This window comes from Pantoea sp. JZ29 (assembly GCF_035190385.1).
GTDB lineage: Bacteria > Pseudomonadota > Gammaproteobacteria > Enterobacterales > Enterobacteriaceae > Pantoea > Pantoea stewartii.
This window is the reverse complement of the sequence record NZ_CP045241.1, coordinates 882,070-900,774: the sequence shown is the minus strand read 5'-3', so window position 1 is coordinate 900,774 and position 18,705 is coordinate 882,070. Positions and strand designations below refer to the sequence as shown.

Below are 18,705 nucleotides of genomic sequence, written 5' to 3'. Positions count from 1 at the left end.
CAAACTTTTTGATGTTTTCATTACCCGGCAGCGGTCGCTTACCGGTCGTCCTGATGCGCCTGGAGTACCGGTAAATACCAGCATTCAGCCGCGTCGGTTATCTGCTGTATCCGGGGTTCATCCAGTGCCCTGCATAACCGTTGCAGGTAGGGATCGCTTCCCTCGCCTTCCTGTTGGTAACCGCCGACCCAGGCGGCAAGCAGAGCGTTACGGGCTTTGAGCTGTGTCGCCTCATCTGTCATAAGCTGATGATTTTTCTTGGCAAAACAGGCATTAAGCCAGGCGCCACCGCTTTTGGTCAGCAACATCAAAGGCTCGCGCATGCCCTGCAGATAGCCTTGCATATAGCGCGCCAGCGCATCAGTCGCCTCGTCCGGCGGCACGGCAGGGAAGCACCAGTAGCTGTGCTGTCGGCCAAACATCCGACTTTTACCGTCGCCACCCAGTGCACAATAAACTAAATGTTCCAGCCACAGTAATAAACCGTCATTGATATTCAGCACACCCGGTCGCCAACGCAGCAGGCCATCGCTCTGCACCTGGGTTAACCAGCCGGTTAATGTGACGCCCGCCAGTGCCAGATTGATCTCCCGACTTTCACCCTCACTGCGCTGAGTGATCACCTCTGCGGCCACCTCCTGCATCTCTTCGCGCTGAGCCTGCCAGAACAGCTCGCCAAACGCCCCATAAGGTAAATTGCCGGCGGCGCGGTGATGGGCATAAAGGCGATCGGTGTCCTCCCCTGTTACCAGCGCATTCAGTAGCTGCGCATTGATCTGATAGCGCTCCAGGCTGTCCAGAGCAAAGGGTTCACTGTCGGGCAGTTCATTTTCTTCAAGCCAGAAATTGACCCCCAGGCGCTGCTGAAACCAGGCCCGAACCGGATGACGCCAGAAGCGCAGAAACTGTTCGAAGGCTAATGTCTCTACAGGCGGTGTGCTCAGCGGCTGAACAAAATCAGGCTGGGGCTGACCGGTGCCCTGCGCGGCAGGCAGCCATTCACGGGCAAAGCTGTGTGCCGCTGACGCAGGCTGGAAGTTTTCCGGCGCAAACGGCATCCGGCTGTGTAAATGTTCCAGGTGTGCCCGTACCCGCTGTGCGCTGTCATCCAGTTCCCTGTCCTCGTCGCCAGGCAGGTAAAAACTTTGCCCGATATACTCCAGCAATTCGGTGACCAGCACCGAAGGGTAACGTTCGGTATTGTCCTGAATAGCGCGGCCAATATAGCTGATATAGAGCTGTTGCTGAGCGGAAATCAGGGCTTCCAGAAACAGATAGCGGTCGTCATCACGACGGCTACGGTCACCTTTGCGCGACTGCTGCTGCATCAGGTCAAACCCCAGCGGCGCTAAGGTGCGCGGATAAACGCCGTCGTTCATCCCCAGTAAGCACACCACGCTGAAGGGAATCGAGCGCATCGGCATCAGGGTACAAAAATTGATTTGCCCGGCCAGAAAGCGTTGGCTGATCCGCTGCTGATCCAGCCGCCCACGCAGATCGTCGCGCAGGAGCACGACCGGAATCGCCTCATTGAAACGCGCGTCCATACCGTACTCAATCAGCGTCTTCCACTGCTCTTCCACCAGCAGCAATGCCGCTTCTGTTTCGGTATCCGGTGTAAAAAAGGCATTCAGCAGTTCGCGACACAGCGGCAGCCAGGCCTCCAGCGGGCGCGGCTCCGATAAGACCTGTCGCCAGTGATTAAGCCGGGACAGCAGTTCAGCCAGATGGCCCGCCAGTTCGGCGACCAGCCCACTTGATTCGTCATAAGGCAGAATACCTTGCCAGTCGCCATGCTGGCTTTCCATTGCATATCCCAGCAGCATACGTTGCAAACCAAAGCGCCAGGTATGCTGACCGGTGACCGGCAGAGCCAGCGCTTCCACACTGGCATCATCCAGCCCCCAGCGCACGCCTGATTCGCTGACCCAGCGGCGCAACAGACGCAGGCCGCTTTCGTCAATCGAGAAGTGATTCGCTAAGGCCGGGACATCCAGCAGCGCCAGCACATCTTCAGAGACAAACCGGCTGTCCGGCAGTGACAGTAATTGCAGAAACGCGACGATAGCAGGATGCGCCTGACTGGCACGACGGTCAGAAATGGCAAACGGCAGATAGCGTTCTGCCGGGGCGTTTGCAAACACGGCCTGAATAAAAGGCGCGTAAGCGTCAATATCGGCCACCATGACGATAATATCCCGCGCTTTCAGCTCAGGATCGGCTTCCATCAACGCCAGCAGATGATCCTGTAGCACTTCAACTTCGCGCTGCGCACTGTGGCAAACCTGGATGGCAACAGAGCGATCCTGCGGGTCCAGCCGCCGTTTCTGCCCACTGTAAGCCAGTTCATCCGCCGTCAGGCCAATGATTGCCCTGTCCTGCAGATTAAGAAGATCGTGCTGCATGCAGTGCAGCAGGTTGTCTTCTTCGACGTCAACAAACGCATCGATTTCGCTGTTCAGCTCCATCTGGCTGAGCAGGAAGAGGTTATCGCGGCCTAACTTGCCCCAGGAGGCCAGCAGCGGGTTAGTCAGATGTTGTTCCCCTTGCTCACTAAACAGGGCTGGCGCGCGCGCCACATCACTGAATAAACCGCGATATTCTTCCCGGTCATGACGCCGCCGCTGGCGGCTTTGTAGCTTCGCCAGAAACGCATAGTCCTGAATATCGCCCCAGTAATCACGGCAGGGATTGGTAAACAGCAGATAGATATCAACGTGCCGCCCCAGCGCCTGCAACGCCTGTAAATAGACCGGCGGCAGCGCTGAAATACCACAGATAAACACCCGCTGCGGCAGGTTATCAGGTCGGGTTTGTGCCTGCTCAAGCGTGGTAATAAAGCGCGCATAGAGGTTGGCACGATGCCATTTGGGCTGGCCCAGCGCGTCGGTATAGTCGACTAAATCACGCCACAACGCGGCCTGCCACACCTGCGCCTCTCCCAGGCCCTCGATCTGTTGACCGCGTTCCCAGCTGTTAAGCCAGTCCGCGCGGTAAACCAGATACTGGTCAAACAGGTCGGCAATGCGGGCACTGAGCTGAAAAAGTTTGCGCCTGTCTCCGTCGTCACTCAGATAATGGCGCAGTGAGGCAAACTCGTCCTGCAGCAGCAACGTGGGTAAACGATGCATCAGTTTCCAGCTCATGCTGGCTTTGCTGAAGGCGCTCTCCGGCGGAATGTCTGGCAGGACGCGCACAAACATTTCCCAGATAAAGCTGGCCGGGAGCGGGAATTCGATATTTGCCGCAATGCCAAAGGTGCGCGCCAGTTCCATCTGCAACCACTGCGCCATCCCCGGGCTTTGCACCAGCACCATTTCTGACGCAAAGGGATCGTCAAGCGGATCCAGTTTAATCACTCTCGCTGCCAGACTTTTGAGCAGATCAAGCTGATTAGAGTGATAAACGTGAAACATGCAAACTCCTGTGGAAACACTAAACGGCATGGCGATGGCAGACGGTACTCACTCTACCGCGTATCGCATTTGAAGCCTACCGTGAAAACCCATTCTCATCCGCTCAGCAGTGTAATCGCGTCAGGCTGGCCTGACGTTGATGCGGACCGCTCACCGTAACCGTTTCCAGCGTGCAGCCGCCCGGCCCCGTTTTTTTATCTGACCGGGTTTGCCAGCCCGCCACTTCACGCCCCAACAACCGCTGTTCCGCCACACGCCAGGCTTCACGCTGCTGCCATTGCTGACTAAAGCCGAGCGTTAACACCCGGTGATACTGCAATAAGGCGCTGGTGCTGACGGCCATCAGTAACAGGGCAAACAAGGCTTCCGGCAGGCTAAATCCTGCCGCCTCACAGGCACTGCTCCGGCGCGGATTGCGGGCAATAATCAATCCAGCCCTGTGGCAAGGGACTGATTTTGCTGCCCTCCAGCCTGACCCAGTGCCATAACGCCTTATCACCTTTTTGCGTTTCACCTTTAAGCAATCCTTTCTCATCGTCCACGCGATGCAGGCACGCCTGCCAGCCATACTGCGGCTCGCGCTGGCAGGTGGCAGGTGGTTGCGCTGGCCACGTTAATGTCAGTCCCCATTGCAGTGCCGACTGGGCCTGCCAAAACCCCTGAATAGCGTGTTGCTCATCGGCGACGATAAACATTCCCTGCGCCAGCATCTCGCGGCTGGCCTGAAGCGTGATGCCGCCTGTCAGCAGGATGACGAGTACCATCCCCAGCGCACTGTTGCCCTCGGCGTTCACAGATTCATTCCTTCGACCCGGCTTTCCAGCGTTTCGGTTCGGTTCCCGCTTCGCCCCTGCAGTACAACGGTGACCAGCCGGCCTTCACGGCGCACGTCGAATGCCTCAATCGAAAGGAAATCCGGATCGGAAAGCCGTTCCCATCCACTGCCGTTGCAGTTATCCACACCACGCTGCATCTCCAGTTGGTGTTGTCGCAGCCGGTAACCGTAGTAATCGCTCTCACTGTGCGTAACCCCTTCCCACTGACCGTTGCTGTTCTCGTCAAACCGGATCAGCACACAGCCTTCGGCTGTCATCAGGCCACCCGTTCCGCACTCCCCGTGGCAATAACCCGCCCGCCGGATCGCTTTTTCCAGCGTGGACAGCATTTGCTGTAACTCCTGACGCAGTTGAACCTGTTGTTGCAGCCTGAGGTTTTCGGCCAACAGTCGCGGCATAAAGCGTCCTGCACTGACCATCAGCACCGCACTGATCGCCATGGCGATGAGCATTTCCAGCAGACTAAACCCGGCCATTTTCATTCGCAGTCCGCATCGTCAATACGGCAAAGACGAATTCGCGCCCGTGCAGAAATAATCACCCGTATTTTTCCGGCGCGATTGCGCAGCTCAATGCTGCCCGCTTTGGCCACGTTGCGGCGTCCGTAAAAACCCGGCTCGCCACGCAGGGCGTGAAGGGTGATGTCCGCATACGGCGCGATAAAGTGCAGGCGGCTTGCCGTACTGCAGCCATTCTGTGGCGGTGCTGCCACGCCGATACACCAGGGCTGTGTGGGGCGGTGCCACAGCACCAGGTCCCGGTTTTGCGCATTGGCCTGAGCACGGACGCGTAACAGAAAGTGTTGCAGTTGCAGCGCCGTATCGCGAAGCTGTTGACGCTGCTGCCAGCGCTGCCAGCCTTGCGTGGCAAAGGCGCTGAGTATGCCAGCGATTACCATCACCAGCAGCAGCTCCGCCAGCGTAAACCCTTTTGACTGTGATCTTTTCATGGCGGCAGAGTGCCGCAGCAGCGAGCGCTTCAGCAAGCCCGAAAGCCACCTGTTGGAAGCAAAGCTACAGCATTTTTCCTCTGGATAAAGACATGATCAGTGCAAGTGTGCACCGCGCCGCAACATCGCTGTAAAAAAAACGCCCCGGCATGCTGTGGCAAGACCGGGGCGGATGCTGGCGGCGGGTGTTCAGACCGCAACCGGCGCTTTGATGGCGGGATGCGGATCGTAACCTTCAATCTCAAAATCATCGAAGCGATAGTCAAACAGCGAGGCAGGCTTGCGTTTAATCACCAGCTTCGGTAACGGACGCGGTTCGCGCGTCAGTTGCAGGCGCGCCTGCTCCAGATGGTTGCTGTAAAGGTGCGTATCGCCGCCGGTCCAGACAAAGTCACCGACCTCCAGATCGCACTGTTGCGCGACCATATGCACCAGCAGCGCATAGCTGGCGATGTTAAACGGTAGCCCCAGGAAAATGTCGCAGGAACGCTGGTAAAGCTGACAGGAGAGCCTGCCATCCGCGACGTAGAACTGGAAAAAGGCATGGCACGGAGCCAGCGCCATTTCATCCAGTTCGCCCACGTTCCACGCCGAGACAATGATGCGGCGGGAATCCGGATCGCGCTTGATCTGTTCAATCACTTTGGTGATCTGATCAATCTCTTCGCCACGGGCGGTGCCCCAGCTACGCCACTGTTTGCCGTATACCGGTCCCAGATTGCCCTGCTCATCTGCCCACTCATCCCAGATAGAGACATTGTTTTCTTTCAGGTAACCAATGTTGGTGTCCCCTTGCAGAAACCACAGCAGCTCATGAATGATGGAGCGAACATGGCACTTTTTAGTCGTGACCAGGGGAAAGCCATCCTGCAGATTAAAACGCATCTGGTGACCAAAAATTGAAAGCGTGCCTGTACCGGTACGGTCAGATTTTGGTGTGCCTTCGTTCAGCACGTAGCGCATTAAGTCCAGATACTGTTTCATTTTTCCTCGTGAAGTTGTTGCTGCGGACGTCGACGGTACGCCCAAATCATCATAATCACACCGGCGATGATCATCGGCAGAGACAGTATTTGTCCCATGCTCAGGCCGCCGGTGAGCAAACCCAGTTGCGCGTCGGGCTGACGGAAGAACTCAACAATAAAGCGGAAGCAACCGTAGCCGATCAGGAACAGGCCGGACACGCTGCCCATCGGGCGGGGTTTGCGAATAAACAGGTTCAGGATAATGAACAACACAATGCCTTCAAGGAACAGTTCATAGAGCTGTGAAGGATGGCGCGGCAGGACGCCATAGGTGTTCAGCAGTGCCTGATATTGTGGATTGTTAGCCGCCAGCGCGATATCTTCGCTGCGCGAGCCGGGGAACAGCATGGCGAAACGGAAATTGGGATCGACACGGCCCCACAGTTCACCATTGATAAAGTTGCCCAGACGACCGGCGCCGAGGCCGAACGGAATCAGAGGGGCAATAAAATCAGCAACCTGGAAGAAATGACGTTTGGTACGGCGCGCAAAAATCAGCATCACCAGGATGACGCCAATCAGACCGCCGTGGAACGACATGCCGCCATCCCAGACTTTGAACAGGTAAAGCGGATTTTCCAGGAACAGCGGCAGGTTATAAAACAGCACGTAACCGATGCGTCCGCCCAGGAAAACCCCCAGGAAGCCGGCATACAACAGGTTTTCGACTTCCTCTTTTTTCCAGCCGCTGCCGGGTTTGTTCGCGCGGCGCACCGCCAGCCACATGGCGAACACAAATCCCACCAGATACATCAACCCGTACCAGTGAAGCGAAAGCGGTCCGATTGAGAAAATCACCGGATCAAACTGTGGAAATGCGATGTAGCCGTTATTCATCATTCACCGTTTTTTTTCTGCCCTGAAAGGGGACGTGATGCACATAAATTAAGGCTGTGCATCATAGCACAGCCAGTTTTTTGCGTAGTCGCAGAAATGTAACCTGGGTTAACGCCCGCCGCGTATCAGACCGCCCAGACCACGCTGTTCCATAAACGCCGACATCATCTGGCGTACCTCCGTCGCTGACGAGGCTTTAAGCGCCTGGGTGCTGAGCTTCTGCGTTTCTTCGTAATCCAGATGACGCAGCAGGTATTTAACACGCGAGACGTTTTTCCCGTTCATACTGAGGTGGTGATATCCCATTCCCACCAACAGCGCCACGCAGGTCGGATCGCCCGCCATTTCACCACACAAACACAATTCCAGATTCGCCAAATGGGCTTCAACAGAAATGGCCTGCAGTGCGCGCAACATGGCCGGATGGAGGGAATCGTACAGATTCGCCACGCGCGTATTGTTACGATCGACCGCCAGCAAATACTGGGTCAGATCGTTGGTGCCTACCGAGATAAAATCAACACGCGAGGCCAGATGCGGGATCATAAACAGCATGGAGGGCACTTCAATCATGATGCCGATGCGCGGCTTCGGAATCGCATAGCCAAGCATCTCTTCCACTTCTGCCCCGGCACGCTGAATCAGCCGTTTGGCCTCGTCGATCTCATCAATGTGGCTGATCATCGGCAGTAAGATGCTCAGGTTGCCGGAGGCGGCATTCGCACGCAGCATCGCGCGCACCTGCACCAGAAAAATTTCCGGTTGATCGAGCGTCAATCGAATCCCGCGCCAGCCCAGACACGGGTTCTCCTCGCTAATCGGCATGTAAGGCAGTTGTTTATCGGCCCCGATATCCAGCGTACGCAGCGTAACGGGCTTGTCGTGAAAGAGCTGTAACATGCCCTGATACTGTGCCACCTGCTCTTCTTCTGACGGGAATCCACTTTGCAGCATAAACGGGATTTCCGTACGGTAAAGACCGATGCCGTCAACCCAACTGCCCTGCGTTTGCTCATGCTCCGGGCTCAGTCCCGCATTAAGCATCACCTGTATGCGCTGACCGCTTCTCAGTTCTGCCGGTCTGTCTACACCGCCTTCAGCCATCTTGCTGAGGGCATTTTCTTCATTGATTAACCGCTGGTACTCCTGCACGATCACCGGTTCAGGGTCGATCAGCAGTTCACCACGATAGCCATCGACAATCAGCAGGCGCTTATTGAGCTGGCCGGGCTGAATGTCTGCGCCCATGACCGTGGGGATCCCCATGGCGCGGGTCAGGATCGCGGCGTGCGAATTCGCGGCGCCGTCACGCACCACAATACCGGCCAAGCGATCATGCGGGATCTCGGCGAGCGTTGTCGCTGTCAGCTCATCGGCTACCAATACAAAGCGTTCGGGCCAGGCGTTGACGCCCACCAGGGAATCATCAAGGTGGAACAGCAACCGCTGTCCAAGCACCCGCAGATCGCCCGCGCGCTCTTTCAGATAGCTATCCGTCAGGCTGGCAAACTGCGCGGCAAACTTTTCAATCACGGTTTTGACTGCCCACTCGGCCACGGATCCGCGTTCGATCTCATCGAAGAGATCTTTTTTCAGGCGGGCATCCGTTAACAGGTGCGAGTAGAGATCGAAGATTGCCGCGCTTTCTTTCTGCGCGCTGGCAGAAAAGCGTTTACTGAAGCGACGAAACTCACTGGCAGCTTCGCTCATCGCCAGTGACAAGCGCTCACGTTCGCGCAGTGGATCCAGCGTGGAGGCCGCGGAGACCTGATCGAGCAGGGGTTGGGTTTCATCCACCCAGCCCGGTGCAACCGCCACACCCGGTGCGGCCGCGATGGCGCGAACACGGGCCTGGCGATACTGACCAAACAGCTGGCTCAGCTGCGATTGTGACAGCAGGGCCGCTAGCTGGGTGGCGAGCGTAACCAGAAAAGACTCTTCGCTTTCGTCGAACTGGCGATGCTCGCGCTGCTGCACCACCAGCACGCCCAGAAGCTGGCGGCGGCTGATGATGGGCACACCAAGGAAAGAGCGATAGCGTTCTTCCTTAACGGAAGGGATGTATTTAAAGCTCGGATGGCTCTGCGCATCAGCCAGGTTGATAGGCTCGGCCAGGCGACCGACCAGGCCCACAATCCCTTCATCAAACGCCAGTTTCACCGTCAGGCCACGCGGTTTTTTCAGACCGCGCGTCGCCATCAGGTAATAACAGCGATGATCGTGATCGGCCAGATAAACGGAACAGACTTCCGTTTCCATCGCCAGACAGATCTCATTAACCAGGATGTCGAGTGCTTCGTTCAGACGGGGCGCACTCGCCACCTTTTCAACAATTTCTCGCAACTGAGTGAGCATAAAGGGCGTGGCCTATCCTCTTTTACGTCGATGGGCAGGATGATTTCGCTGCACCGCACTCTCCTGCATGGACATGACAACGCCTGCAAACTCCTTCATCACCCGACGGTACACATCGCGTTTAAAAGAGACAACCTGACGTACCGGATACCAAAAGCTCACCCAGCGCCAGCCGTCGAATTCCGGCGTGCTACTGTGTTGCACATTAATATCTGCATCACTGCACATCAACTGCAGAAGAAACCACTTTTGTTTCTGACCAATACAAACCGGTTTTGTGTCCCAACGCACCAAACGTTTTGGCAATTTGTAGCGCAACCAGTTACGGGTAGATGCAAGTATTCGGACATCCTTTCTGTGTAACCCTACTTCTTCGAACAATTCGCGATACATCGCCTGTTCTGCGGTTTCACCGGGATTGATGCCTCCCTGAGGAAATTGCCAGGAGTGCTGTCCAAAGCGCCTGGCCCATAACACTTGTCCCTGCCTGTTACAAATTACGATACCAACATTCGGGCGGTAGCCATCATCATCGATCACTGGACTACCTCAAAAGCTAAATTTGAATGGTCTGATTGTTTCACACTCCTTACAGGCGGTAAACCACTGGATTCGCGGGCAATGGGGACCGTAATCTCGGGATAACTCACAGAAGAATGCAAAGTTATAAACAAAGTACCGAGAAAACATCGATCTTATTCACGTTTTCTGTGGATAGCTTTGTGTAGAACACGGGAGTTAACTGAATAACCCGTTGGGAGGAATCTGAATACGCTTTACTGTGATTCTGAAATAGCCATTGAAATATAAGACTATTTCTCTGCTGAGGTTTGAATAAATTCGTCTGAGTGACATTGTATAATGTCCTGCCGCTGACAATTGGCTAAAGATCCACCACCCGGCTTTTTATCCACAGAGATCGGTTCAAGCTTGCAGCAAACCGGCTAATTTTTGCTAAAAAACAGCAAAGTCAAGGCTGTAAATCGAACCAGTAACCCGTCTGATGCCAGGTTATCCCATCTTTCTGTGGATAACTGGTCATAAGATCCTGTTCATTGTTGATAGCAAGTTGGGATAACCTGACCCGTCGTTAACAGCATGAAGCGGTGCATTCTTAAAAAAGCACTATGTTTCATGTTATTATGCGCACCTTACCCTGCTCATTCCTGTGGAAAACCTGACAGGCCGCAGGGCGCTTATTTTTTAACCACATCGGGTTACGCATATGATCACTCTTCCAGAGCCACCTGAAAACGAATCGGTACTGTTCGCGCGGGCGCAGGCACTGGCAGGTTTACCTTTACACTGTCTGGCAGAACAGGCCGGCATTCCAACGCCAGCCAATCTGAAGCGCGATAAAGGCTGGGTGGGCATGCTGCTGGAATGGCATTTGGGGGCCAGCGCAGGCAGTAAAGCCGAGCAGGATTTTGCGCATCTGGGCATTGAGTTGAAAACTATCCCTGTCGATCGTGAAGGCAAACCGCTGGAAACCACATTTGTCTGCGTTGCACCGCTGACCGGTAACAGCGGCGTGACGTGGGAAAACAGTCATGTTCGCCATAAGCTGGCTCGCGTACTGTGGATGCCGGTTGAGGGTGAGCGTGATATTCCCCCTGGCGAGCGCCGGGTAGGCGCGCCCTTGCTGTGGAGCCCGACGGCACAAGAAGAAGACATGCTGCGTCAGGACTGGGAAGAACTTATGGATATGATTGTGCTGGGTCAGGTGGAACGTATTACTGCCCGTCATGGTGCCTGGCTGCAAATTCGCCCCAAAGCGGCTAACAGCCGGGCCCTGACCGAAGGGATCGGCGAACAGGGACAGCCCATTATGACGTTACCGCGCGGGTTTTATCTCAAGAAAAGCTTTACCGCCCCGCTGCTTGCCCGCCATTTTCTTCTCTGAATCCCCTTTCCCCTGGCCATACACTATTTAAATGTGAGTTCGACAGATTAGGTGCGTATAATCTTCGTTTACTTTTCGTTTAGGATACGAGTGCAGGTATGTTCGAGTGGATTTCCGATCCTAACGCCTGGCTGGCGTTGGGCACCCTGACCATTCTGGAAGTGGTTCTGGGCATTGATAACATTATCTTTTTGTCATTAGTGGTGGCAAAACTGCCTAAACATCAGCAGGCCCGCGCACGGCGCATTGGTCTGATGGGCGCGATGCTGATGCGGCTGGGACTGCTGGCCTCGATTGCCTGGGTAGCAAAACTGACCAATCCCCTGTTTACTCTGATGGATCATCCGTTCTCCGCGCGCGATCTTATTCTGCTGTTTGGTGGCTTATTTCTGCTCTGGAAATCCAGCATGGAAATCCATGAAACTATCGAAGGTGAGGAAACCGAACACAAATCCAATGTGCATTCGTTCCTGGGGGCGATTGTGCAGATTATGTTGCTCGACATTATTTTCAGCCTCGACTCGGTTATTACAGCCGTCGGCCTTTCCGACCATCTGTTTATTATGATGGCCGCCGTGGTGATTGCCGTCTTAATGATGATGTTTGCGGCACGCAGTATTGGCGAATTTGTTGACCGTCATCCGTCGGTCAAAATGCTGGCGCTTTCTTTCCTGATTTTGGTGGGTTTCACCCTCATTCTGGAGAGTTTCGGCGTGCATGTACCAAAAGGTTACATTTATTTTGCCATGTTCTTCTCGATGGCCGTTGAGTGCCTTAACCTGATGCGCAGTAAGAAAAAAGTCAGCTAGCGTTGTCAAGGGCGGCGGCCTGCCGCCCACCTATTTTCAGATTGATACGATTAACCCAATCGGTAAAAGGATTTATTACTACACTTTTTTACAGTGGACGCGTTGCGAGGATAAGCACAATGAAAGGGCTGAGTAAGATTATATTGGTGGCCGTTGCCGCAGTGACATTAGGTGGTTGTAGTTCTGATTATGTGATGGCGACAAAAGACGGTCGCATGATTATGACGGAAGGCAAACCGAGCATTGATAAGGAGACCGGACTGGTACAGTACACCGATCAGTCAGGCCATACGGTACAGATTAACAGTGATGAAGTATCAACCATCATTGAGCGTTAAATGCGAAACCGAGCAGGCCTGTCGACCTTTCCCTCTCCGGCAGGCTGTTTCTCCTTGTTGTTTCCCTTTCTTAGCCGCTACGCCTCGCGCTATAGTCCCTTAAGACACAATATCCATCCTCAGAGAAAAGGAAGCCGGCAATGCATTATCACCGTATCCCCCATAGCACGCTGGAAGTGAGTCAGCTTGGATTGGGCACCATGACGTTTGGTGAGCAAAACAGCGAAGCCGACGCCCACGCGCAACTGGATCTTGCGATCAGTTCCGGCATCAACCTGATCGATACTGCCGAAATGTATCCGGTGCCGCCTCGCCCGGAAACCCAGGGCCTGACCGAAAAGTACATTGGCAGTTGGTTAAAAAAGACCGGCAGCCGCGATAAAATCATTCTCGCCAGTAAAGTCGCAGGGCCGACCCGCGGCAACGATGCCTCCATTCGCCCTAATATGGCGCTGGATCGTAAGAACATTCGCGAAGCGCTGGATGCCAGCCTGAAGCGCCTGAATACCGATTATATCGACCTGTACCAGCTGCACTGGCCGCAGCGCCAGACCAACTTCTTTGGCAAACTTGGCTATCAGTACAGCGCTTCCAGCGTCCCGGTGACCCTGCTGGAAACGCTGGAAGCGCTGGCAGAACAGGTGCGGGCCGGTAAAATTCGCTACATCGGCGTCTCTAATGAAACCCCCTGGGGCGTGATGCGTTACCTGCAACTGGCAGAAAAGCATGAGTTACCGCGCATTGTTTCTATTCAGAATCCCTACAGCCTGCTGAACCGCAGTTTTGAGGTGGGCCTGGCGGAAATCAGCCAGCATGAAGGCGTGGAACTGCTGGCCTATTCGTGCCTGGCTTTTGGTACGCTAAGTGGGAAATACCTGAACGGTGCACAGCCTGCTGGTGCACGTAATACCTTGTTTAGCCGGTTTACCCGCTACAGTGGCGAGCAGTCTCAGCTGGCAGTCGCAGAATATGTGGCGCTGGCAAACAAGCATCAGATCGATCCCTCGCAAATGGCCCTGGCGTTTGTTCGCCAGCAGCCGTTTGTTTCCAGTACGCTGCTGGGCGCCACCACGCTGGATCAGTTAAAGATCAATATCGACAGCGCCAACCTGACGCTCAGTAGTGAGATTCTGGAAGAGCTTGAGGCGATTCACCGCCGTTATACCTACCCTGCACCGTGATGCCATGTGCCAGCCGCAAGTGCGGCTGGCAGTCCTGACTGACAGCCTGCCTTAACCCAGTTCCAGAGCCAGCAGATCCTCGATACGCTGCGCGCGACGAATCTCACGTGGCGTGCCGTTTTCAAACAGGATTTCCGGAATCAGCGGTCGACTGTTGTAGTTAGAGGACATGGACGCACCGTACGCCCCGGTATCGTGGAACACCAGATAGTCGCCGACTTTCGCGTCGGGAATCGCCCGGGTTTCCACTTTGCCCCCTTCAAGCTGAGTAAACACATCGCCGGACTCGCAAAGTGGCCCCGCGACAACGCTTTCACGCGTATCCTGTTCATCAATCTGTCGGTTGTCGCCAGCCATCAGGGAGATATGGTGATAGCTGCCGTACATCGATGGGCGCATAAGATCGCTGAATCCGGCATCCACCAGCACAAAGTGACGGCTGCCCATCTCTTTAACGGCCCGCACCTGCGACACCAGCACGCCTGACTCCGCCACCAGGAAACGGCCCGGTTCAATTTCCAGCTTCACGGCGTGACCCAGATGTGAGGCAATACGCTGGCGCGCGGCGTCCCACAGGCCAAAATAGTGATCGGTATCAATCGCTTCTTCCCCATAGTGATAGGGAATGGATAAACCGCCGCCCGCAGAAATCGCCTCCAGATCCTGACCGAACGCCACCACCAGATCGACCATGGCATCGCAGACCTGCTGCAGGTGCGCATAGTCCACGCCCGAGCCGATATGCATGTGAATGCCGATCAGGCGCAATCCATATTGCTCAACCGCCGCCTGAGCAGCAGGCAAATCACTCGGCCAGATGCCATGTTTACTGTTTTCACCGCCGGTATTGGTTTTCTGGCTGTGGCCATGACCAAATCCCGGATTGATACGCAGCCAGACCGCGTGCCCTGGCGAAACCGCACCCAGCTGATGCAGCATATCGACCGAACCGGCATTCACCGGCACCTTTAATTCTGCAACTCTGGCGAGTGTAGGTTCATCCAGCACGTCAGCCGTAAACACGATGTCGTCACCGCCGGGCGTAAAACCGGCCACGAGGGCGCGCTCAATTTCGCCCAGCGAAACGGAATCCACCTTAACCCCGGCCGATTTCATGAGGCGCAGGATGTGCGTATTTGAACAGGCTTTTTGAGCAAAGCGCACCACATCAAAAGCGTGAAGCTGTGCAATACGCTGCTGAATCACCTGCGCATCGTAAGCCCAGAACGGGCCCGAATACTGGCGGGCAAGCGGCAGCAGATGATCAACGTTGAGGGCGGTTTCTGTGGTGTTTAACGGACGCGGCATGGCATTTCTCCTGTGGCAATCCTCCTATTAAGCCAGATTCGTGCCATGACTAAAAATATCTGTTTTAATAGCATCTATGCATAAATGATATGGGATATCCCATGGCCACGATTAACTGGCGCCACATTGAGATCTTTCATGCCGTGATGACCAGCGGCAACCTCACCCAGGCCGCCACGCTGCTGCAAACCTCACAGCCCACGGTCAGCCGTGAACTGGCGCGGCTTGAACGGCAGTTGAGTCTGCAACTGTTTGAGCGCGTGCGTGGCCGTCTGCAACCGACGGTGCAGGGATTACGCCTGTTTGAAGAGGTGCAGCGCTCGTGGTATGGGCTGGACCGCATTATGGATGCGGCAGAAGGTTTGCGGCAGTTTCGTCAGGGCGAGCTGTCGATTGCCTGTCTGCCGGCCTTCTCACAGTCGTTGCTGCCGCCCATTTGTCAGACGTTTTTACAACGCTATCCCGACGTCAGCCTGAACATCATTCCGCAGGATTCACCGCTGCTGGAAGAGTGGCTGTCGGCGCAGCGCTATGATTTGGGCCTGACAGAAACGCTGCACGCACCTGCCGGTACCGATCGCCAGGCTTTACTGACCTGCGATGAAGTCTGTGTCTTACCGAAACAGCATCCTCTGGCGCAGCGCAACTTACTTACGCCGCAGGATTTTGCGGGTGAGAACTATGTCAGCCTGTCACGTACGGACAGCTATCGGCAGTTACTGGATGCACTGTTTCATGAGCAAGGCGTGACGCGCAGGATGGTGATGGAAACCCATAGCGCAGCCTCGGTGTGCGCGATGGTGCAGGCTGGCGTGGGTATTTCTGTCGTTAATCCGCTGACAGCACTCGATTATGCTGACAGCGGGATCGTCATGCGTCCGTTTAGCGTGGCGGTGCCCTTTACCGTCAGTCTGGTCCGGCCGCGCCACCGGCCGGCTTCAGCGCTGGTTGACGCCTTTGCGGCGCACCTTCAACATCAAATTGCCCGTTTTCCGGCGCTAATTGCGGCCAGGCTGGCTTAGGCGTGTACGCTGGTCGCCGCACCGCCTGATTTACGGAAGGTGATCAGGCAGACGATCAGCCCCACCGCCGCCAGCGCGGCCGCGGCAACCGGCACGCTGGTCAGCCCATAGCCCCGGGCAATAACCGCTCCGCCTACCCAGGCGCCCAGTGCATTCCCGACATTAAAGGCCGAAATGTTCAGGGTCGACACCAGATTTGGTGCCTCCTTACCGTGGCGCACGACATTTATCTGCAAGCCGGGTACCGTAGCGAAGGTAGCCATCGCCCAAAGGAACAAGGTGATTTCCGCGAGCCACAGCGCATGGCTGGTCCAGCTAAACAGCAGTGAGAACAGCGCGATCAGCAGGAAACTGCCTGTCAGGCTGAGCGCCACATTGCGGTCAGCCAGTTTGCCGCCCAAAATATTGCCTGCCGTCAGCCCCGCCCCAATCAGGAACAGAGTCCAGCTCACGCCATGATCGCTGATGCCGGTGACCTGCAACAGCAACGGCGCAATATAGCTGAACAACGTAAACATGGCGGCAGCAAAACAGACCGTCATCAGTAACGACAGCCACAGTTTACCGTTTGCCAGCGCGCTGATTTCGCTGGCCAGATTGACGGGCTTCTCGTTTTTATTTCCCGGCAGGCTGGTGATCAACGCAATAAAGGCCAGCACACCAATTACCGCAACGCCCCAGAAGGTGGCACGCCAGCCAAACAGCTGACCAAACCAGGTCCCCAATGGCACGCCTAATACGTTGGCTAACGTCAGGCCGGTAAACATCAGCGCCACGGCGGACGCCTGGCGATCGGCAGCCACCAGACTGGCAGCCACCACAGCGCCAATGCCAAAAAACGCACCGTGACAGAGGGCGGTAATCACCCGCGCCAGCATCAGAAGGTTGTAGCTGTACGCCAGCGCGCACAACAGGTTACCGATGATGAAGATGGCCATTAACAGAATCAGCGTTTTCTTGCGTGGCAGTTTCGCGGTCAACAGTGCCATGACCGGCGCGCCAATCGCCACGCCCAGGGCATAGCCGCTGATGAGCCAGCCCGCTGACGGAATGGTCACCTGTAAATCGTTTGCCACTTCCGGCAGTAATCCCATAATAACGAACTCAGTGGTTCCGATGGCGAACGCACTCAGCGCCAATGCCAGTAATGCCACAGGCATAACACTCTCCCAAATATGATTATTGCGACGCGGTTGCTTCCGCGTGCATCGCGATGAACAGGCTATAATTTATGATCTCTGTCACATTCTGTATTACACCATAGCTGACTGTCATCGGATACTCACACAGAGGCAACACTGTATTGCAGGAAAGGCAATAATTGACAGTAAGATGAACTATGCTTATTAAACATGAGGTTAAGGAGAAAGGGATAGCCCGCCACTTAAAACAAGCAGAAAGGTTGCCAGCGAAGTAGCCGTTTTTTAGCTAATACCGATTTTAGTTATCAATAAAGTATTAGCGTTGCCGATAAAGCTCTTATGAATCGCCAGATGAAATGCAGTCCAACTGACGCGGAGAGAGAATAATGCAACGGCTTACCCTCTTACTGGTACTGGGCTTAACGGGTTGCTCAGTCGGTCACTATGAGTACAGTAAAGAAGCTGAAAAGCGGGTTGATATGACCGTTACCGGCATTCCAACCATCATGGGGCTGGGCACGCTGGGTACGACCATTCCCCTGACCCCGGACTACAGCCTCACGGCGGCCCACGTGGCGAAATATTCGCTTTACCGGGTGAAAGCCTGGCATCCGGAGTGCGACCTGGCGGTGGTCTACCACAAGAACAGCGAAGCCAACCTTCCTCCTGCCTTCCGTAACAGCCACATTGGCGACAAGGTAAACCTTTACGGATACAGCTTTATCTCGGCCATGCCGGTCAGCTCAACCGGTCAGAATCTGGTGAATACCACGCTGGCCAATGACTGGAACAAAGCTAACTGTGTGGTGGTGGCAGCGAATGCCGGCGTAGTGAAAGGGATGTCTGGTGGCGCGGTTTACAATGCCTCTGACGACACACTGGCTGGCGTGATTGTCGGCTACAGCCAGCGCATTAACGATAACCACAGCGGCAAGACGTTGTATAAAGACGTCGCCCTCTATGTTCCTTACTCTCGCTTTCAGCACTGGCTGGATGACGCCGTAAAATCTTAATTTTTGTCGGGCAAACCGGGATGCTTGCCCATCATCTGTTCAGGCGGATTCAGCCACCTGTCCTCACGGGTTGCTTCGTAGTCCGGATTGAGCGGATAAGTAATACGGTTTTCGGGTTTGCTCACCTCGCCCACCACTAAAAAGCGCGCCTCATGGTCGCGGTTGTTGATAAAGGTGTGGCAGATGCCTGTTCCGGCCGGAAAAGCAACGGCATCGCCCGGCGACAGCGGGTACAACTCACCGTTGATCCAGGCGTCAGGATGACCTTCAAGCACAAAGATAAACTCTTCTTCCGCGCTCTCCGCGTGCGGATAGGACATGCGGCGTCCGGGCAACAGCCTTTCATGGTGAATGCCGAGGCGGGTTAACCCCAGTAACCGCCCCAGTGGCGCGCCAATCGACATGCGCTCATCGCTGTCAGAATAGTGTTCGTTATCGTCGCCTTCCAGCGTCTGCCAGTGGCGAATACAGTCGGGACGTTGTGTCATCGTGGTTGGCTCCCTGTTGAGATTTCAGTCTGGCAGAGGGAGCGGGATGACTCAAGCACGGCATCGCGAACAGCAGAAAGAAA

Annotated in this window: 18 protein-coding genes; 6 read left to right on the top strand and 12 right to left on the bottom strand. The window is 55.3% G+C overall.

Features of this window, described 5'->3' with window-relative positions; translation table 11 throughout:
* Positions 1 to 38 precede the first annotated feature (38 nt).
* The 9 genes from recC to rppH form a co-directional block, all read right to left on the bottom strand.
* Positions 39 to 3,416 (bottom strand): exodeoxyribonuclease V subunit gamma, encoded by a 3,378-nt coding sequence (recC, locus tag GC090_RS04335; RefSeq protein WP_324020935.1) that lies wholly within the window; start codon positions 3,414 to 3,416, stop codon positions 39 to 41.
* A 103-nt stretch (positions 3,417 to 3,519) separates the two neighbouring features.
* Positions 3,520 to 3,846, bottom strand: coding sequence for a prepilin-type N-terminal cleavage/methylation domain-containing protein (locus GC090_RS04330; RefSeq protein WP_172913418.1), 327 nt, complete (start codon positions 3,844 to 3,846; stop codon positions 3,520 to 3,522).
* Complete coding sequence (locus GC090_RS04325) at positions 3,806 to 4,210, bottom strand: DUF2509 family protein (protein WP_205956939.1); 405 nt, start codon at positions 4,208 to 4,210, stop codon at positions 3,806 to 3,808. The genes GC090_RS04330 and GC090_RS04325 overlap by 41 nt, the downstream gene beginning before the upstream one ends.
* A complete protein-coding gene (locus tag GC090_RS04320) occupies positions 4,207 to 4,734 on the bottom strand; it encodes a prepilin peptidase-dependent protein (RefSeq protein WP_205956940.1) in 528 nt (175 codons plus the stop codon). Before GC090_RS04320 ends, GC090_RS04325 begins: the two co-directional genes overlap by 4 nt.
* A complete protein-coding gene (locus GC090_RS04315) occupies positions 4,731 to 5,201 on the bottom strand; it encodes a prepilin peptidase-dependent protein (RefSeq protein WP_033739681.1) in 471 nt (156 codons plus the stop codon). The genes GC090_RS04320 and GC090_RS04315 overlap by 4 nt, the downstream gene beginning before the upstream one ends.
* A 189-nt stretch (positions 5,202 to 5,390) precedes the next feature.
* Positions 5,391 to 6,185 (bottom strand): thymidylate synthase, encoded by a 795-nt coding sequence (gene thyA / locus GC090_RS04310; RefSeq protein ID WP_006120797.1) that lies wholly within the window; start codon positions 6,183 to 6,185, stop codon positions 5,391 to 5,393.
* Positions 6,182 to 7,063: a prolipoprotein diacylglyceryl transferase gene (lgt, locus tag GC090_RS04305; RefSeq protein ID WP_033739682.1), complete on the bottom strand. Its 882-nt coding sequence runs from the start codon at positions 7,061 to 7,063 to the stop codon at positions 6,182 to 6,184. Before lgt ends, thyA begins: the two co-directional genes overlap by 4 nt.
* Positions 7,064 to 7,171: 108 nt before the next feature.
* On the bottom strand, positions 7,172 to 9,418 hold the full coding sequence (ptsP, locus tag GC090_RS04300; protein ID WP_006120799.1) for a phosphoenolpyruvate--protein phosphotransferase: 2,247 nt from the start codon (positions 9,416 to 9,418) through the stop codon (positions 7,172 to 7,174).
* Between the two features lie 12 nt (positions 9,419 to 9,430).
* Positions 9,431 to 9,958: an RNA pyrophosphohydrolase gene (rppH, locus tag GC090_RS04295; RefSeq protein WP_006120800.1), complete on the bottom strand. Its 528-nt coding sequence runs from the start codon at positions 9,956 to 9,958 to the stop codon at positions 9,431 to 9,433.
* A gap of 685 nt (positions 9,959 to 10,643) precedes the next feature.
* Here rppH and mutH point away from each other — a divergent pair.
* The 4 genes from mutH to GC090_RS04275 all read left to right on the top strand — a co-directional run bounded on the left by mutH (position 10,644) and on the right by GC090_RS04275 (position 13,649).
* Positions 10,644 to 11,321: a DNA mismatch repair endonuclease MutH gene (gene mutH, locus GC090_RS04290; RefSeq protein WP_006120801.1), complete on the top strand. Its 678-nt coding sequence runs from the start codon at positions 10,644 to 10,646 to the stop codon at positions 11,319 to 11,321.
* A gap of 98 nt (positions 11,322 to 11,419) precedes the next feature.
* Positions 11,420 to 12,130: a TerC family protein gene (locus GC090_RS04285; RefSeq protein WP_006120802.1), complete on the top strand. Its 711-nt coding sequence runs from the start codon at positions 11,420 to 11,422 to the stop codon at positions 12,128 to 12,130.
* A 119-nt stretch (positions 12,131 to 12,249) separates the two neighbouring features.
* Positions 12,250 to 12,468, top strand: coding sequence for a YgdI/YgdR family lipoprotein (locus GC090_RS04280; protein ID WP_058708963.1), 219 nt, complete (start codon positions 12,250 to 12,252; stop codon positions 12,466 to 12,468).
* A 140-nt stretch (positions 12,469 to 12,608) separates the two neighbouring features.
* Positions 12,609 to 13,649 (top strand): NADP(H)-dependent aldo-keto reductase, encoded by a 1,041-nt coding sequence (locus GC090_RS04275; RefSeq protein WP_006120804.1) that lies wholly within the window; start codon positions 12,609 to 12,611, stop codon positions 13,647 to 13,649.
* Between the two features lie 51 nt (positions 13,650 to 13,700).
* On the opposite strand, the gene lysA is transcribed toward GC090_RS04275, so the two are convergent.
* On the bottom strand, positions 13,701 to 14,957 hold the full coding sequence (gene lysA / locus GC090_RS04270; RefSeq protein ID WP_324020932.1) for a diaminopimelate decarboxylase: 1,257 nt from the start codon (positions 14,955 to 14,957) through the stop codon (positions 13,701 to 13,703).
* A gap of 101 nt (positions 14,958 to 15,058) precedes the next feature.
* Here lysA and GC090_RS04265 point away from each other — a divergent pair, with 101 nt between their 5' ends.
* Entirely contained in the window at positions 15,059 to 15,979 is a 921-nt protein-coding gene (locus GC090_RS04265; RefSeq protein ID WP_058702204.1) for a LysR family transcriptional regulator, read from the top strand.
* Here the strand turns inward: GC090_RS04265 and GC090_RS04260 are convergent.
* Positions 15,976 to 17,139, bottom strand: coding sequence for an MFS transporter (locus tag GC090_RS04260; RefSeq protein ID WP_172913414.1), 1,164 nt, complete (start codon positions 17,137 to 17,139; stop codon positions 15,976 to 15,978). The two genes, GC090_RS04265 and GC090_RS04260, sit on opposite strands and share 4 nt — an antisense overlap.
* Before the next feature lie 368 nt (positions 17,140 to 17,507).
* On the opposite strand from GC090_RS04260, the gene GC090_RS04255 reads away from it, so the two are divergent.
* Positions 17,508 to 18,134 (top strand): hypothetical protein, encoded by a 627-nt coding sequence (locus tag GC090_RS04255; RefSeq protein ID WP_006120808.1) that lies wholly within the window; start codon positions 17,508 to 17,510, stop codon positions 18,132 to 18,134.
* Here GC090_RS04255 and GC090_RS04250 read toward each other — a convergent pair.
* The gene (locus GC090_RS04250; RefSeq protein ID WP_324020930.1) at positions 18,131 to 18,622 is read right to left on the bottom strand and encodes a cupin domain-containing protein; all 492 of its coding nucleotides are present in this window, start codon (positions 18,620 to 18,622) and stop codon (positions 18,131 to 18,133) included. The genes GC090_RS04255 and GC090_RS04250 overlap by 4 nt on opposite strands.
* Positions 18,623 to 18,705 lie beyond the last annotated feature (83 nt).

What these genes read in the sequence shown, in the direction of transcription:
- GC090_RS04255 (WP_006120808.1), top strand. Translation starts at nt 17,508, where the DNA reads ATGCAACGGCTTACCCTCTTACTGGTACTGGGCTTAACGGGTTGCTCA.
- GC090_RS04315 (WP_033739681.1), bottom strand. Translation starts at nt 5,201, where the DNA reads ATGAAAAGATCACAGTCAAAAGGGTTTACGCTGGCGGAGCTGCTGCTG.
- GC090_RS04250 (WP_324020930.1), bottom strand. Translation starts at nt 18,622, where the DNA reads ATGACACAACGTCCCGACTGTATTCGCCACTGGCAGACGCTGGAAGGC.
- ptsP (WP_006120799.1), bottom strand. Translation starts at nt 9,418, where the DNA reads ATGCTCACTCAGTTGCGAGAAATTGTTGAAAAGGTGGCGAGTGCGCCC.
- mutH (WP_006120801.1), top strand. Translation starts at nt 10,644, where the DNA reads ATGATCACTCTTCCAGAGCCACCTGAAAACGAATCGGTACTGTTCGCG.
- recC (WP_324020935.1), bottom strand. Translation starts at nt 3,416, where the DNA reads ATGTTTCACGTTTATCACTCTAATCAGCTTGATCTGCTCAAAAGTCTG.
- lgt (WP_033739682.1), bottom strand. Translation starts at nt 7,063, where the DNA reads ATGAATAACGGCTACATCGCATTTCCACAGTTTGATCCGGTGATTTTC.
- GC090_RS04280 (WP_058708963.1), top strand. Translation starts at nt 12,250, where the DNA reads ATGAAAGGGCTGAGTAAGATTATATTGGTGGCCGTTGCCGCAGTGACA.
- GC090_RS04265 (WP_058702204.1), top strand. Translation starts at nt 15,059, where the DNA reads ATGGCCACGATTAACTGGCGCCACATTGAGATCTTTCATGCCGTGATG.
- lysA (WP_324020932.1), bottom strand. Translation starts at nt 14,957, where the DNA reads ATGCCGCGTCCGTTAAACACCACAGAAACCGCCCTCAACGTTGATCAT.
- thyA (WP_006120797.1), bottom strand. Translation starts at nt 6,185, where the DNA reads ATGAAACAGTATCTGGACTTAATGCGCTACGTGCTGAACGAAGGCACA.
- GC090_RS04320 (WP_205956940.1), bottom strand. Translation starts at nt 4,734, where the DNA reads ATGAAAATGGCCGGGTTTAGTCTGCTGGAAATGCTCATCGCCATGGCG.
- GC090_RS04260 (WP_172913414.1), bottom strand. Translation starts at nt 17,139, where the DNA reads ATGCCTGTGGCATTACTGGCATTGGCGCTGAGTGCGTTCGCCATCGGA.
- GC090_RS04285 (WP_006120802.1), top strand. Translation starts at nt 11,420, where the DNA reads ATGTTCGAGTGGATTTCCGATCCTAACGCCTGGCTGGCGTTGGGCACC.
- GC090_RS04275 (WP_006120804.1), top strand. Translation starts at nt 12,609, where the DNA reads ATGCATTATCACCGTATCCCCCATAGCACGCTGGAAGTGAGTCAGCTT.